The organism is Curtobacterium sp. L3-7 (assembly GCF_048756585.1).
Lineage (GTDB): Bacteria > Actinomycetota > Actinomycetes > Actinomycetales > Microbacteriaceae > Curtobacterium.
This window is the reverse complement of record NZ_CP151474.1, coordinates 1,910,464-1,925,050: the sequence shown is the minus strand read 5'-3', so window position 1 is coordinate 1,925,050 and position 14,587 is coordinate 1,910,464. Positions and strand designations below refer to the sequence as shown.

The 14,587-nt window shown below is 70.7% G+C and carries 14 protein-coding genes; 5 read left to right on the top strand and 9 right to left on the bottom strand.

Annotated elements, in window-relative coordinates:
- Positions 1–3: 3 nt before the first annotated feature.
- The 4 genes from AAEP80_RS09355 to AAEP80_RS09340 all read right to left on the bottom strand — a co-directional run bounded on the left by AAEP80_RS09355 (position 4) and on the right by AAEP80_RS09340 (position 4,195).
- A complete protein-coding gene (locus AAEP80_RS09355; protein ID WP_281267444.1) occupies positions 4–1,680 on the bottom strand; it encodes a ribonuclease J in 1,677 nt (558 codons plus the stop codon).
- A gap of 47 nt (positions 1,681–1,727) precedes the next feature.
- Positions 1,728–2,705, bottom strand: a complete 978-nt coding sequence (dapA, locus tag AAEP80_RS09350) for a 4-hydroxy-tetrahydrodipicolinate synthase (protein ID WP_420366814.1) — start codon at positions 2,703–2,705, stop codon at positions 1,728–1,730.
- Between the two features lie 147 nt (positions 2,706–2,852).
- The gene (locus AAEP80_RS09345; RefSeq protein ID WP_420366813.1) at positions 2,853–3,365 is read right to left on the bottom strand and encodes a dihydrofolate reductase; all 513 of its coding nucleotides are present in this window, start codon (positions 3,363–3,365) and stop codon (positions 2,853–2,855) included.
- A complete protein-coding gene (locus AAEP80_RS09340) occupies positions 3,365–4,195 on the bottom strand; it encodes a thymidylate synthase (protein ID WP_420366812.1) in 831 nt (276 codons plus the stop codon). Before AAEP80_RS09340 ends, AAEP80_RS09345 begins: the two co-directional genes overlap by 1 nt.
- A 90-nt stretch (positions 4,196–4,285) precedes the next feature.
- On the opposite strand from AAEP80_RS09340, the gene AAEP80_RS09335 reads away from it, so the two are divergent.
- A complete protein-coding gene (locus AAEP80_RS09335) occupies positions 4,286–5,194 on the top strand; it encodes a TIGR01777 family oxidoreductase (RefSeq protein WP_420366811.1) in 909 nt (302 codons plus the stop codon).
- Here AAEP80_RS09335 and AAEP80_RS09330 read toward each other — a convergent pair.
- The gene (locus AAEP80_RS09330) at positions 5,191–5,634 is read right to left on the bottom strand and encodes a tetratricopeptide repeat protein (RefSeq protein ID WP_402729285.1); all 444 of its coding nucleotides are present in this window, start codon (positions 5,632–5,634) and stop codon (positions 5,191–5,193) included. The genes AAEP80_RS09335 and AAEP80_RS09330 overlap by 4 nt on opposite strands.
- A 35-nt stretch (positions 5,635–5,669) precedes the next feature.
- Positions 5,670–6,416 (bottom strand): 4-hydroxy-tetrahydrodipicolinate reductase, encoded by a 747-nt coding sequence (locus AAEP80_RS09325; RefSeq protein ID WP_420366810.1) that lies wholly within the window; start codon positions 6,414–6,416, stop codon positions 5,670–5,672.
- 23 nt (positions 6,417–6,439) lie between these two features.
- Between AAEP80_RS09325 and AAEP80_RS09320 the strand changes: the two genes are divergently transcribed.
- Positions 6,440–6,946, top strand: a complete 507-nt coding sequence (locus AAEP80_RS09320) for a GNAT family N-acetyltransferase (protein WP_420366809.1) — start codon at positions 6,440–6,442, stop codon at positions 6,944–6,946.
- A gap of 390 nt (positions 6,947–7,336) precedes the next feature.
- Here the strand turns inward: AAEP80_RS09320 and AAEP80_RS09315 are convergent, their stop codons facing one another.
- Both AAEP80_RS09315 and AAEP80_RS09310 read right to left on the bottom strand, forming a co-directional pair.
- Positions 7,337–7,939, bottom strand: coding sequence for a histidine phosphatase family protein (locus AAEP80_RS09315; protein ID WP_413603035.1), 603 nt, complete (start codon positions 7,937–7,939; stop codon positions 7,337–7,339).
- Between the two features lie 5 nt (positions 7,940–7,944).
- Positions 7,945–9,282, bottom strand: a complete 1,338-nt coding sequence (locus tag AAEP80_RS09310; RefSeq protein ID WP_281267436.1) for a M16 family metallopeptidase — start codon at positions 9,280–9,282, stop codon at positions 7,945–7,947.
- A gap of 237 nt (positions 9,283–9,519) precedes the next feature.
- On the opposite strand from AAEP80_RS09310, the gene AAEP80_RS09305 reads away from it, so the two are divergent.
- From AAEP80_RS09305 to AAEP80_RS09295, 3 genes are all read left to right on the top strand, one after another.
- Positions 9,520–10,170: a TetR/AcrR family transcriptional regulator gene (locus AAEP80_RS09305; protein ID WP_420366808.1), complete on the top strand. Its 651-nt coding sequence runs from the start codon at positions 9,520–9,522 to the stop codon at positions 10,168–10,170.
- 156 nt (positions 10,171–10,326) lie between these two features.
- Positions 10,327–11,292, top strand: a complete 966-nt coding sequence (locus tag AAEP80_RS09300; protein ID WP_420366807.1) for a ferritin-like domain-containing protein — start codon at positions 10,327–10,329, stop codon at positions 11,290–11,292.
- A gap of 116 nt (positions 11,293–11,408) precedes the next feature.
- Complete coding sequence (locus AAEP80_RS09295) at positions 11,409–11,936, top strand: YbhB/YbcL family Raf kinase inhibitor-like protein (RefSeq protein ID WP_420366806.1); 528 nt, start codon at positions 11,409–11,411, stop codon at positions 11,934–11,936.
- Between the two features lie 282 nt (positions 11,937–12,218).
- On the opposite strand, the gene AAEP80_RS09290 is transcribed toward AAEP80_RS09295, so the two are convergent.
- On the bottom strand, positions 12,219–14,486 hold the full coding sequence (locus tag AAEP80_RS09290; RefSeq protein WP_420366805.1) for a polyribonucleotide nucleotidyltransferase: 2,268 nt from the start codon (positions 14,484–14,486) through the stop codon (positions 12,219–12,221).
- Positions 14,487–14,587: the final 101 nt, after the last annotated feature.

Below are 14,587 nucleotides of genomic sequence, written 5' to 3'. Positions count from 1 at the left end.
GCCCTACGCCTCGATGATCACCGGGACGATCATCGGACGACGGCGGTGCTTCGTGTTCACCCAGCGTCCGACGGTCCGGCGGACCACCTGGCTGAACGCGTGCTGGTCCCGCGTGCCGTTGCCGGCCGCGTCGGCCAGGGCACGGGCGATCTGCGGGCGGACGTCGTCGAAGACGGAGTCGTCCTCGGCGAAGCCGCGCGACTGGATCTCCGGGCCGATGACGCACTGTCCTGTTGCGAAGTCGACCGCGCAGAAGACGGAGATGAACCCCTCTTCCGCCAGGACACGACGGTCCTTGAGGTCGGCGTCGGTGATCTCGCCGACGGTCGAACCGTCCACGTAGACGTACCCGATGTCGAGCTGTCCGACGACGTTCGCGACGCCGTCCTTCAGGTCGACGACGATGCCGTCCTGACCGAGGATCACGTTGCGCGGCGGGACACCCGTCTGGATAGCGAGGTCGGCGTTCGCGTAGAGGTGCCGGTGCTCGCCGTGCACGGGCAGGACGTTGCGCGGACGCAGGATGTTGTAGCAGTACAGCAGCTCGCCGGCGGACGCGTGGCCGGAGACGTGCACCTTCGCGTTGCCCTTGTGCACGACCTTCGCACCGAGCTTCGTCAGGCCGTCGATCACGCGGTAGACGGCGTTCTCGTTGCCCGGGATGAGCGACGACGCGAGGATGACGGTGTCGCCGTCGCCGATCTCGATCTGGTGCTCGAGGTTCGCCATGCGGGCGAGGACGGCCATCGGCTCGCCCTGGGACCCGGTCGACATGTAGACGATCTGGTCGTCCGGGACGTCCTTGGCCTTCTTCGTGTCGATCAGCACGTTCTCCGGCACCCGCAGGTACCCGAGGTCGGCGGCGATCGTCATGTTGCGGATCATCGAGCGACCCATGAACGCGACACGGCGGTTCGCGGCGGCCGCGGCGTCGAGCACCTGCTGCACGCGGTGCACGTGCGAGGAGAAGCTCGCGACGACGACCTTCTTGCGCGCCCGCATGATGATGTTCTCGAGCACCGGGCCGATGTCGCGCTCCGGAGCGGTGAACCCGGGGACGTCGGCGTTGGTGGAGTCCGGCAGGAACAGGTCGACGCCGGCCTCGCCGAGCCGCGCGAACGCACGGAGGTCGGTGATGCGGTCGTCGAGCGGCAGCTGGTCCATCTTGAAGTCGCCGGTGTGCAGCACGCGCCCTGCCGGGGTCGTGATGGCGACGGCGAGGGCGTCGGGGATGGAGTGGTTCACCGCGACGAACTCGAGGTGGAACGGGCCGAGCTGCTCGGTCTGGTCCTCCTGCACGACGAGCGTGTACGGCTTGATCCGGTGTTCCTTGAGCTTCGCCTCGACGAGCGCCAGGGTCAGCGTGGACCCGATCAGCGGGATGTCCTGGCGGAGCTTCAGCAGGTACGGCACGGCACCGATGTGGTCCTCGTGACCGTGCGTGAGCACGACGCCGAGGACGTCGTCGAGGCGGTCCCGGATCGGCGCGAAGTCGGGCAGGATCAGGTCGACGCCCGGCTGGTGCTCCTCGGGGAACAGCACGCCGGCATCGACGATGAGCAGCTTGCCCTCGTACTCGTAGACGGTCATGTTGCGACCGATCTCGCCGAGGCCACCGACGGGGATGACCCGGAGGGTGCCCGGCTCGAGGGGCTGGGGTTCGGAGACTTGCGTGGGCATTCGGTCCTGACTGCTTCGGCGGCGCGCGTCCTGCGCGCCGCGGTCGATCAACGGGTGGTGCCTGGCACCTTCGGAAGCGCTCCTCCCGCGGCCGCGTTGCGGTCCGGGCGGAAGTTGGAGAAGTCGGCGCCGGGGATGCCGTGCACGGCTTCGAGGGAGGTCTCGATGGCGTAGGCCTCCGAGTCCTCGGGGCCGACGAGCGGCAGGCGGACACGGGGGCTGCCGATGCGGCCGAGCCCGTGCAGGATGTACTTCGCCGCGACGGTGCCGGGGACGTGCGTCATCACGGCGCGGACCAGCGGTTCGATGCGCTGGTGCTCGCGCGTCGCGGTGGCGAGGTCACCGGCGTTCACGGCGTCGATGATGGTCCGGTACGGCGTGGACGTGATGTTCGCCGTCACGCCGATGAGTCCGGTCGCGCCGATCGACAGGTGCGGGAGCACGTTCGTGTCGTCGCCGGAGAAGTACATCAGGTCGGTGTTGTTGAGCACGCGGGACACCTCGGCGAAGTCGCCCTTGGCGTCCTTGACGGCCACGATGTTCGGGTGGTGCGAGGCCCGCACGATCGTCTCGTACGTGATCGGGATGCCCGTGCGGCCCGGGATGTCGTACAGGATCACCGGCAGGTCGGTGGCGTCCGCGATCATCCGGAAGTGCGTCAGCACGCCGGACTGCGTCGGCTTGTTGTAGTACGGCGTGACGATCATCACGCCGTCGGCGCCGGCCTGCTCGCTCTGCTTGTAGAGGTGGATCGCGTGTGCGGTCTCGTTGGAGCCGCCGCCCGTGATGATCTTCGCGCGGCCGTTCGCGACGGACTTGCCGACCTCGACCAGCCGGAGCTTCTCCGGGTCGGTGAGCGTGGACGTCTCACCGGTGGTGCCGGTCACGACGATGCCGTCGGCACCGGCGGTGATGCAGTCGTCGATGTGCTGCTCGACGCCCGGCCAGTCCACTTCACCGTCGGCGGTGAAGGGGGTCACGAGGGCGACGAGGACCTGACCGAAGGGATTCTCACGCGGGGACACGGCCACCAGCGTACCGGGGATGCGCGTGGGCGAGGCCGTCCGCCCGGACGGTGCGGCACCAGCGGCCGGCCGGGAGGCTCGGCGCGCGTCCGTCACGCCGGTCCCGCCCCACACACGGCCCCCACCAGATCGAGGGCGCGGCGCGCGCTACGAGCGGCGGCGCCACTCCACGAAGCGGTAGCGGACGCCCGTGCGGGAGGTCTGCCACGGGCCCTCGTCGACGAGCGCCCACGCGTCGTCCAGCGTCGGCGCGACGGTGTCGCCGGCGACCTCGGTGTCGATCACCGTCTCGGAGACCCGGTCCGCGAAGGGCACCGCCGCCTCGTAGACCTGTCCCCCGCCGATGACCCAGACGGGCTCGTCGGTGTCGAGCGCCGTCGCCAGGTCGTGCACGACCTCGGCGCCGTCGGCCGACCACGACGCATCGCGGGTGAGCACGACGTTGCGGCGACCCGGGAGCGGTCGGAAGCGCTCCGGCAGCGAGTCCCAGGTGCGCCGACCCATCACGACGGTGGCGGTCCCCGTCACGTGGCGGAAGTGCGCGAGGTCCTCCGGCACGTGCCACGGCATCCCGCCGTCCGCGCCGATGACCCCGTCGAGCGACCGCGCCCAGACCAGGCCGACACCCCGGACGGGTTCGACCCACTGCTCCGGCGTCATCAGACGGCGACCGCGCCCTTGATCGCCGGGTGGTGGTGGTAGCCGAGGACCTGGAAGTCCTCGTACTCGTAGTCGTCGATCGAGTCGCGGTGCGCGATCTCGAGCGTCGGCGGCGCGTACGGCGTGCGGGAGAGCTGCTCGCGGACCTGCTCGACGTGGTTGTCGTAGATGTGGCAGTCGCCGCCCGTCCACACGAAGTCACCGACCTCGAGCCCGGTCTGCGCCGCGATCATGTGCGTCAGGAGCGCGTACGAGGCGATGTTGAACGGCACGCCGAGGAACATGTCGGCGCTCCGCTGGTAGAGCTGGCACGAGAGCTTGCCGTCGTTGACGAAGAACTGGAAGAAGGCGTGGCACGGTGCGAGCGCCATGTCCGGGATGTCCGACACGTTCCACGCCGACACGATGAGCCGGCGTGAGTCGGGGTTCGTCCGGATCTGCTCGATGACCTGGGCGATCTGGTCGATGTGCTCCCCGGACGGCGTCGGCCACGATCGCCACTGCACGCCGTAGACCGGGCCGAGGTCGCCGGACTCGTCCGCCCACTCGTTCCAGATCCGCACGCCGTGCTCCTGCAGCCAGGTCGCGTTGCCGTCGCCGCGCAGGAACCAGAGGAGTTCGTACGCGATCGACTTGAAGTGCACACGCTTGGTCGTGACGAGGGGGAAGCCCTCCGACAGGTCGAACCGGAGCTGCGCGCCGAAGATGCTGCGCGTGCCGGTCCCGGTGCGGTCGCCCTTGGGAGCGCCGTCGTCGAGGACGCGCCGGAGCAGGTCTTCGTACGGGGTGGCAACGGTGGCGTCGGGCTGGACGGTCGCGGTGTCGGTCACACCCGAAGCCTAAACGCGACCACCCACACTGGCGAGTCGACATGCGCGACGTCCCCCGAGCCTCAAGACCGACTGCGTAGCGTGGTCTCCATGACCGAACCGCTCTCGATCCTGGTGGCCGGCGCGTCCGGCTTCATCGGGACCCCGCTGGTGCGTGCCCTGCGCGATGCCGGGCACCACGTCTCGACCCTGGTGCGGCGCGAGCCGCACACCCCCACGGAGTTCCGGTGGGCCCCCGGCAGCCGACCGCTCGACCCCGCGGTCCTCGACGGCGCGGACGTGGTCGTCAACCTCGCCGGGGCGAACATCGGCAAGCTGCCGTGGACGGACACGTACAAGCAGGAGATCCTGCGCTCCCGGGTCGACGCGACGGACACCCTCGTCGAGGCGATGCGGCACGCGACGACCCCGCCGCGCCTGTTCCTGTCCGGGTCCGCGTCGGGCGTCTACGGCGACCGTCCCTCCGACGTGCTCGGGGACGACGCCGATGCCGGGACGGGCTTCCTCGCCGAGGTGTGCACCGCATGGGAAGCCGCCGCGAACCGGGCGCCGGACGGGGTCAGGGTGGTCACGTTGCGGACCGGCATCGTCGTCGGGAGGGGCGGGGGCGCGCTCGCACCGCTCGTACCGCTCACGAAGGTCGGACTCGGCGGACGACTCGGCACCGGCGGCCAGCACTGGCCGTGGATCGCGCTCGAGGACGAGGTCGGTGCGATCGTGCACCTCGCGACCGTGTCCTCCGCGGCCGAGGTGTCCGGCCCGGTGAACCTCGCCGGTCCGGAACCGGCCGTCGCCGACCGGATCACGAAGCGCGTCGCCGAGGACCTGCACCGCCCGTACCTCTTCCGGATCCCGGAGTTCGCGCTGAAGGCGCTGCTGCGGGACGCCGCGGACGAGATGCTGCTGTCGAGCCAGCAGATGGTCCCGACGAAGCTGCTCGAGTCCGGCTACGCGTTCCGGTACACCCGGGCAGAAGCCGCGGTCGACGCGGCGTTCTAGCGGGAGTGGGCCAGGGCGGTCCGCATGGCTGCCCTGGCTCGCTTCCGGTCGCCTGCGGCGTCGTAGACGACCCCGAGTCGGAACCATGCACGCCAGTCGTCCGGAGCGGCCTCGACCGCGGCCTTGTACTGCGGGAAGAGCTCGTCTGCCGCCGCACGGTCGGGTCGGCCGGACGGGCGCAGCGGGACGACGTCGGCCGGGGTGCCGTGCTCGCGTTCGAGGCGGGCACCGAGCCGCGTGATGCGCAGCCCGAACCGGAACTCGAGCACGAGCAGGAGCGCACCGATGGCCGCGACGACGAAGAGCGCGACGCCGATCGCGATGCCCACGGCGAGGCCCGTCGCGATGAACGCCACGGCGCGCTGCCCGACGAGCACGATGTAGAGCGCGAGGAGCACCGTCATCAGGGCGGCGCCCCAGAACGGCGAGCGGAGCTTCACGCGGCGCTCCTGGCAGATGGCTTCACGCGGTGCTCCTAGCCGATGCCGAGCACGGTGCCGAGCCCGACCGACAACCCGCGGAGGTCGCCGACAGCGGCGAGGGCGGCGCGGATGCCCGGTGCGTAGGCCACGTCGTCGTTCGTGTCGTGCCGGATCGTCAGGGTCTCCCCCGGGCCGCTCAGCACCACGTCTTGCACGGCTTTGACTCCCGGCAGCCGCAGCGAGTGGATCGGCACGCTCGCGACCTGCTGCCCGCGGGCACGCTGGTCGACGTGCGGAGCGTCGACCGGGCCGACCGCCCGCCGGGCGTCGGAGATGAGCTCGGCGGTGCGCACGGCGGTGCCGGACGGGGAGTCGATCTTGCCCGCGTGGTGGGTCTCGACGATCTCGATCGCCGGAAACCACGGCGCGGCGATCGTCGCCAGGTGGGTGCCGAGGACCGATCCGATCGAGAAGTTCGGCACCACGAGCGTGCCCTGCTCCGGACGGGCCTCGAGCGACGACCGGAGCTTCGCGAGACGGTCTGCTGACCAGCCGGACGTGCCGACGAGCACGTTCGCACCGCTCTCCAGCGCGTTCGCCACGATCGCGGGGCTGAGCGCCGGGACGGTGACGTCGACGACGATCCCGGCGCCGTTGAAGACCGACGGCCCGGCTTCGTGCGCGCCGTCCTTGGACGACAGGCTGGCGACGAGCTCGAACCCGGGGAGTTCCTCGACGACGGCGGCCACGAGGCCCCCGAGACGACCGGTGGCGCCGACGACGGCGACGGGAGTGACCATGCGCCCCATCCTAGGATCGACGCATGACCACCGAGCGCACCCGGGTCACCGTCCGCATCGTCCCGGCCGACCTGCCGGAGGTCGACGTGCTGCTCGACGCCTACCTCGACGAGCGCGAGGCGACGTTCCCGAGCGCGCAGGGCAGCTACTCGCGGAAGCGGACGCCCGCCGCGGAGTTCACCCCGCCGAACGGCGTGTTCGCGGTCGCCTCGGACGACGCGGGACGGGCGCTCGGGTGCGGCGGGCTCCGGCGCATCCCGGACGACGGCGACGACGTGCGGTTCGAGGTGAAGCACGTGTTCGTCACGCCCGAGGGCCGCGGGCGGGGCGTGGCCACGGCGATCATGGACGAACTGGAGCGCGCGGCCGCCGGACTCGGCGCGACGTCGATCGTGCTCGACACGAACGACTCGCTCGTCGCAGCCGGTGCGATGTACCGCTCGCGGGGCTACGCGCGCGTCGAGCCGTTCAACGACAACCCGAACGCGACCGCCTGGTACCGCAAGCCGGTGGCCCTGGACGCGCGCTGACGGCGCACTGGAGGCTCGTGGCGGCCCGCCACGAGCCTCCCGTCCGGATCACGCCTGCGGTCCGGTGGCGGGGCGGGACGAGTGCGCGGATACGGCGGCGCGCGGCGGCGGCGGAGCGCCGCTTCTGCGCACTCGATGGGGTGGCCGGGCCGGGCAGGTGAGCCGCCGGACGGGAGGTCCGTGGCGGCCCCGCACCGTGCCTCCAGTCCGGTGCCGGCGGCGGGACGAGTGCGCGGATGTGGCGACGCGCGGCGGCGGCAGAGCGCCGCTTCTGCGCACTCGATGCGGGCGGGCGCGGCTCAGGGCTGCGGGGTCCCGGACGCGCGCTGACGGCGCACTGGAGGCTCGTGGCGGCCCGCCACGATCCTCCCGTCCGGATCGCGGTTACGACTAGAGCGGCTGGTCGACCGGCAGGCCGGTCCGGAGCTCGACCGGCAGGTGCGCCGTGTCGTTGAGGGTCACGAGCTCGGCGGGCTTCGCCGACCGGATGCGGATGATCGTCAGCGCCGTGTGAGCGACGTTCGTCCCCATCCAGCGCCACTCGGGCGCCCGGAAGACCTCGCGTACGAACCAGCCGATCACGGCGTTGTGCGTGATGATCAGGTCGTGCCGGTCCTGCATCGCCGGCGTGAACCACTCCGCCACCGCATCGCCCATCTGGGCCTGCCCGGCGATGATCTCCTCCTCGGTGATGCCGCCGTAGAACTTCTTGTACGCAGCGGGCATGTCCGGCGTCGGTCCGGAGGGGATGCAGTCGAACAGCAGCGTCGACGGTTCCGGCTGGATCGCTGGCAACCGCTGCGCGAGGAACGACGCGGTCTCGCTCGGCGCTTCGAGCGGCGAGTGCCAGACGCCGTCGAACGGCACGCCGCCGAGCCGGTCGGCGACGAGCATCGACTGGCGCTTGCCGCGCTCGGAGAGCTTGCCGTCGCGGAGTCCGTGCTCGGCGTCCTGGTGCTCGCCGTGCCGGACGAGGTAGAGGTAGTGCGACATCTCCGTCATCGACCGCCGATGCCGATCGCGGACTCGAGTGCCGAGCGCTCGACGTCGCCGACCACCGACGTGATCTTCGGGCGGGTCAGCAGGTCTCTGGCGAGTTCGAGCACGTCGTCCGTCGTCACCCGGTCGACCCGTTCGAGTGCGGTGTCGAGGTCGGTGAACTCGCCGGTGCCGAGTTCGGCACGGCCGAGACGGGTCATCCGCGCGTCGGAGTCCTCGAGGGAGAGCGTCACCGCTCCCTCGATCTGCCCCTTCGCGCGACGGAGTTCGTCGTCGGTGATGCCGTCGTCGGCCATCCGGGCGAACTCGGCGTCGACGATCTCGATCACGCCGCCGACCTTGTCGGGAGCGCAGCCCGCGTACACACCGAACGCACCGTTGTCGAGGTAGGCGGGCGCGAAGGAGGACACCGCGTAGGCGAGCCCTCGGCGTTCACGGACCTCCTGGAAGAGCCGGGAGCTCATGCCACCACCGAGGACGGCGTTCAGCACGCTCAGCACCGGACGGCGGTCGTCACGGAGGTCCAGGCCCTGCGAGCCGCGGAGCATGCTGACCTGCTCGGTGGGACGGTGCACCACCGTGAGCTTCTCGACGGCGGGGTCCGCCACGGGCTGCGCCGTGCGCCTGGCGACCGGACGGGCGCGACCGGCGCTCTGGAAGACCTCTTCGACGAGGGCGCAGAAGCGGTCGTGGTCGACGGCTCCGGCCGCGGTGATGACGAGCCCGTTCGGCGCGTAGTGCTCCGCGTAGTGGGACAGGACCTCGTCGCGCTGCACCGCGCGGATGCTCTCCGGCGTCCCGCCGATCGGACGGCCGAGCGCGTGCCCCTCGAAGGCCGCGGCGAAGAACGCCTCGCCGGCGACGTCGGCCGGGTCGTCGGCGGCCATCGCGAGCTCTTCGAGGATGACGCCGCGCTCGACGTCGAACGCATCCGCTTCGAGCACCGAGTTCGTGACCATGTCACCGATCACCCGGACGGCCATCGGCACATCGGCGTCACGGACACGGGCGTAGTAGCACGTGTACTCCTTGGCGGTCGCGGCGTTGTGCTCGCCACCGACGGAGTCGAACGCCACGGCGATGTCGAGCGCGCTGCGGGTCGTGGTGCCCTTGAACAGCAGGTGTTCGAGGAAGTGCGTGGAGCCGTACTGGCCGGCTCGTTCGTCTCGGGACCCGACTCCGACCCAGTACCCGATGCTCGTCGAGTGGGACGCCGGAACGGCCTCGGTCAGCACGCGCACGCCCGAGGGGAGGACGGTGCGGCGGACGAAGGATCCCCCGGACGTCAGGAACGACGTGTCCGGGGCCTCGAGGGGCAACGGCACTGGGTGGTTCATCGCGGTCGAGCCTACTGACGTTCCCCGGGTGCCGGGCCGAAGTCCGCGTGTGCCTCGAAATGGGGTACACAAAGTGAGGACAGACCGACACGTCTGTCTGTCCTCCATGTGCTACAGTTGCGTACGCCGGATCGGTAGCCCCCCTAGATTCCGATCCGGTGGCTCGGGACATCAGTCCTCGGCGGCACGAGTCCCCCCACTCAGCCGCGGAGCCGATGAGTCCCAAGGAGCCACGCTGTGACGGTCGATTCCCCCCAACCGGCCGTCCAGCGTCTCCTTGGGCCGAGCAATCCGAACCTCGCGTCGTCGGACGGGTCGAGCGTCCCCCCGGCTCCCCGCTCCGGCGGCGCGAAGGTCCGCATCCTCGAGACCGCGACGCGACTCTTCTACGAAGAGGGGATCCACAGCGTCGGCGTCGACCGCCTCATCTCCGAGGCGAGCGTCACGAAGGCGACGTTCTACAAGCACTACGGGTCCAAGGACAACCTGATCCTGGCCTACATCCGAACGCAGCACGAGCGCGTGCAAGACCGGTTCGAGCGCCTCGTCACCGACGCCGCCGAAGCGCCCCGGGCAGTCCGCGCCTGGGTCGACGCCGTCTCGGACGAGGTGAACGAGGCCGAGTTCCGCGGCTGCGCGTTCCTCAACGCCGCCGCCGAGTACCACGACCCGCGCGACCCCGTCCGCCAGGTGGTCGCGAGTCACCGCGACTGGTACACGGAACGTCTCGCGGAACTCCTGCAGGCCGCCGGCCACCCGCTCCCGGGCGACGGCGCCGACGAGCTCATGCTCGCGCGGGACGGCGCCATGTCGGGTGCCTACGCCGGCGACGCCATCGCGGCGACAGCGGCACTCCGTCGCGTCGCCGAACGCGTCCTCGCCGGCTGACGGCGTCCGCCGGTTTCCGCGCACCCCTGGTGACGGCCCCTGTTCGGGGGTACCGTGACCGCACGGTCGACCAACCCGCCGATCGTGCCCCGGCCGACCCGTTTCCCTGCAGCGTCGGCCAGGGCCCCGTGCTGCCCGCACGTCTCGAGGACAACGATGTTCGACAACCGTTTCATCCGTCACGCCATCGACCGCAGCGCCGAGAACGCGCTCGACCGACGACGCTTCTTCGCAGCCGCCGGTGTCGCCGGCGCCTCAGCCGGCATCGCCGCGCTCGGCTCGTCGGTGCTCACCGCCGCCCCCGCCTCCGCCACCCCCGAGGAGGACGCCGCCGTCTCCGACGCCGCGATCCTCAACTTCGCGCTCAACCTCGAGTACCTCGAGGCCGAGTTCTACCTCCGCGCCGTGTTCGGCACGGGCCTGACCGACAGCATGATCACCGGCATCGACCCCCAGGGGCCGGTCATCGGTGGCAAGAAGGTGCCGTTCAAGACCGCAGCCATCCGCGGGATCGCCACCGAGATCGCGAACGACGAACGCGCACACGTCGCGTTCCTCCGGAGCGCGCTCGGGGACGCGAAGGTGTCCCGTCCCAAGATCGACCTGGTGAGCAGCTTCACGGTCGCCGCCCGAGCCGCCGGGGTCGTCGGGCCCACCGGCACGTTCGACCCGTTCGCGAGCGAGGAGAACTTCCTGCTCGGGGCGTACGTCTTCGAGGACGTGGGGGTCACCGCCTACAAGGGCGCTGCTCCCCTGATCTCCAGCAAGACGTACCTCAGCGCCGCTGCCGGGATCCTCGCCGTCGAGGCCTACCACGCCGGCATCATCCGGTCGAAGCTCTCCGACAAGGGCCTGCAGGTGCCGGCGAACAAGATCTCGGACGCCCGGGACTCGCTCGACGGCCCCACGGACGACGACCAGGGCATCACGACGTCGAGCGGCGCGGTGAACCTCGTGCCGACCGACGCGAACTCCCTCGCCTACGGTCGCACCGCCGAACGGGTGCTCAACGTGGTGTTCCTGACGCCGAACCAGATCGACAAGGGCGGCTTCTTCCCCGAGGGCGTCAACGGAGCGATCGTCGCCAGCGGCAACCCGGGGAGCGCGACCGGCCCGGCCTGATCCGTCTGGCCGCCGTGGTCGCGACCACGACCCGGACGGGAGGCACGGTGCCCGCTCGCACCGTGCCTTCCGTCCGTCTCCGGTCGGCTCCATGGCACGGGTGGTTGCCTGGGTGCATGGCAAACGACCCGCTCTGGCGCCTCCCCGAGGTGCCCACCTTCACCCTCACCAGCCCCGACTTCACCGACGGTGACGAGCTGCCGACGTCCGCGCGCGGCGGCGACGTCGGTGGCGAGGACCGCTCCCCCGCCCTCGAGTGGTCTGGAGCCCCCGAGGACACGCAGAGCTACGTGCTCACCGTGTACGACCCCGATGCGCCGACGGGCTCGGGCTTCTGGCACTGGTGCGTGTCGGACATCCCGGCCGATGTCACGTCGCTCCCCTCCGGTGCCGGCACGGACGACGCGCTCCTGCCCGCTGCGGCGCTCCGTCGGCACAACGAGTTCGGGTCGGACACGTTCCTCGGTGCCGCGCCTCCCGCCGGGCACGGGTCCCACCGGTACTTCTTCACGCTGAGTGCGCTCGACGTCCCGCTGCTCGAGGTCCCCGTCGATGCGACCCCCGCTGTCGTCGGGTTCATGTTGCGGGAGCACCTCCTCGCGCGTGCCGTGCTGATGGGCACGCAGGAGACCCCCGCGGAGTAGCGCGCCCGTCCCGACTCGAAACGACAGCGCCGCTGTCGTACGACAACGACGCTGTCGTTCGTTGCGGCAGCGGACTGTTGCGGACGCGCGGCAGCGACAAGGTCGCTGTCGTACGACAGCGAGTTCGTCGTCCCGAGTCGGCAGCCGGAACCCCGCCCGGTGCCCCGCCCGCACCCCGCACCCGCCAGCGCACCCCGCACCCCGCACCCCGCCAGCGCACCCCGCACACGCGGAACGGCCGCCGTCCCGGAGGACGACGGCCGTTCTGCGTGCAGGGGTGGATCAGACGGTGGCGTCCGAGGACTCCTCGCGTGCACCGCTGCTGTCGGTGTCCGACTCCTCGGCCACGACCGGCGCGAGCGAGAGCTTGCCGCGGTCGTCGACCTTGGTGACCTCGACCAGGATCTTCTGGCCGACGCCGAGGACGTCCTCGACGTTCTCGACACGCTTGCCACCGGCGAGCTTGCGCACCTCGGAGACGTGGAGCAGACCGTCGCGGCCCGGGAGCAGCGACACGAAGGCGCCGAACGTGGCGATCTTCACGACGGTGCCGAGGAACTGGTCCCCGATCTCCGGGTTGGTCGGGTTCGCGATCGCGTTGACCTGGGCGCGAGCGGCCTCGGCCGACGGACCGTCGACGGCGCCGATGTACACGGTGCCGTCGTCCTCGATCGAGATGTCGGCGCCGGTCTCGTCCTGGATCCCGTTGATCGTCTTGCCCTTCGGGCCGATCAGCTCGCCGATCTTGTCGACGGGGATCTGCACGGAGATGACACGCGGCGCGGTGTCCGCCATCTCGTCGGGTGCGTCGATCGCCTCGGTGAGGACACCGAGGATGGCCGAGCGGGCCTCCTTGGCCTGCTTCAGCGCGGCGTCGAGCACCGACGACGGGATGCCGTCGAGCTTGGTGTCGAGCTGGATCGCGGTGACGAACTCCGAGGTACCGGCGACCTTGAAGTCCATGTCGCCGAGGGCGTCCTCGGCACCGAGGATGTCGGTCAGCGCCGCGTAGCGGGTCTGGCCGTCGACGGTGTCGGAGACGAGGCCCATCGCGATGCCCGCGACCGGGGCCTTGAGCGGCACACCGGCGTTGAGGAGCGACAGGGTCGAGGCACAGACGGAACCCATCGACGTCGAGCCGTTGGAGCCGAGCGCCTCGGACACCTGACGGATCGCGTAGGGGAACTCCTCGCGCGACGGCAGCACCGGCACGAGGGCGCGCTCGGCGAGGAAGCCGTGCCCGATCTCGCGACGCTTCGGCGAACCCACGCGGCCGGTCTCACCGGTCGAGTAGGGCGGGAAGTTGTAGTGGTGCAGGTAGCGCTTCTTCGTGACGGGCGACAGCGAGTCGATCTGCTGCTCCATCTTGAGCATGTTCAGCGTGGTGACGCCGAGGATCTGCGTCTCGCCGCGCTGGAAGATCGCCGAACCGTGGACGCGCGGGATCACGGCGACCTCGGCGTCGAGCGGACGGATGTCGGCGAGGCCGCGACCGTCCATGCGGACCTGCTCGGTCAGGATGCGGCCGCGGACGACCTTCTTCGTGACCGACTTGTAGGCGCCGCTGACCTGGCCGTTGGCCGACTCCGGGAGCTCGCCGGCCGTCACCTTGGCGGCGATGGCCTCCTTGACGCGCGCCTTGAGGGCGTCGTCCGCGTCCTGGCGCTCGAGCTTGCCGGCGATCTTGTAGACGTCGCCGAGCTCGGACAGGGCGATGGCCTCGACCGCGTCGTAGACCTCGGGGGCGTACGGCGGGAAGACCGGGTAGTCCTGGATCTCCTTGGCCGACTGCGCGGCCATCTTCGCCTGCGCCTCGACGAGGACCTTGAGGAACGGCTTCGCCGCCTCGAGACCCTGCGCGACGACGGCCTCGTCGGGCTTGGTGGCGCCGCCCTGGATGAGGTCCCAGCTGTGCTCGGTGGCCTCGGCCTCGACCATCATGATCGCGACGTCCTCGTTGCCCGCCTCGTCCGTGACGACACGGCCGGCGACGGTGAGGTCGAAGACGGCCTCGGCGAGCTGCGACGCCTTCGGGAACGCGACCCACTGGTCGCCGATGAGCGCCAGGCGCACACCCGCGATGGGGCCGGAGAACGGCAGACCGGAGATCTGCGTCGACGCCGATGCCGCGTTGATCGCGAGCGCGTCGTAGAACTCGTCAGGAGCGATGCTCAGGACGGTGATGACGATCTGGACCTCGTTGCGGAGGCCGTCGACGAACGACGGACGCAGCGGCCGGTCGATGAGCCGGCAGACCAGGATCGCCTCGGTCGAGGGGCGGCCCTCGCGGCGGAAGAACGAGCCGGGGATCTTGCCGGCGGCGTACGAGCGCTCTTCGACGTCGACCGTCAGCGGGAAGAAGTCGAAGCCCTCGCGCGGGTGCTTGCCGGCGCTGGTGGCCGACAGCAGCATGGTCTCTTCGTCCAGGTACGCGGCGACGGCACCCTGTGCCTGCTGCGCGAGACGGCCGGTCTCGAACCGGACCGTCCTGGTGCCGAAGCGACCGTTGTCGATGATCGCTTCAGCGAACTTGATCTCGGGACCCTCCAAGAGGATGCCTCCTTGCGTCTGTGATGCAGCAGACCCGGCCTCGGGCACACGCGTGCACGTGCGCTCCACGACGCGGAACGCATGCCTGGCCAGCAGTAGAA

Bases quoted from the DNA above. Each gene is read 5' to 3' on its own strand.
- AAEP80_RS09355 (WP_281267444.1), bottom strand. From the start codon at position 1,680: ATGCCCACGCAAGTCTCCGAACCCCAGCCCCTCGAGCCGGGCACCCTC.
- AAEP80_RS09345 (WP_420366813.1), bottom strand. From the start codon at position 3,365: ATGACGCCGGAGCAGTGGGTCGAACCCGTCCGGGGTGTCGGCCTGGTC.
- AAEP80_RS09335 (WP_420366811.1), top strand. From the start codon at position 4,286: ATGACCGAACCGCTCTCGATCCTGGTGGCCGGCGCGTCCGGCTTCATC.
- AAEP80_RS09325 (WP_420366810.1), bottom strand. From the start codon at position 6,416: ATGGTCACTCCCGTCGCCGTCGTCGGCGCCACCGGTCGTCTCGGGGGC.
- AAEP80_RS09320 (WP_420366809.1), top strand. From the start codon at position 6,440: ATGACCACCGAGCGCACCCGGGTCACCGTCCGCATCGTCCCGGCCGAC.
- AAEP80_RS09315 (WP_413603035.1), bottom strand. From the start codon at position 7,939: ATGTCGCACTACCTCTACCTCGTCCGGCACGGCGAGCACCAGGACGCC.
- AAEP80_RS09310 (WP_281267436.1), bottom strand. From the start codon at position 9,282: ATGAACCACCCAGTGCCGTTGCCCCTCGAGGCCCCGGACACGTCGTTC.
- AAEP80_RS09300 (WP_420366807.1), top strand. From the start codon at position 10,327: ATGTTCGACAACCGTTTCATCCGTCACGCCATCGACCGCAGCGCCGAG.
- AAEP80_RS09295 (WP_420366806.1), top strand. From the start codon at position 11,409: ATGGCAAACGACCCGCTCTGGCGCCTCCCCGAGGTGCCCACCTTCACC.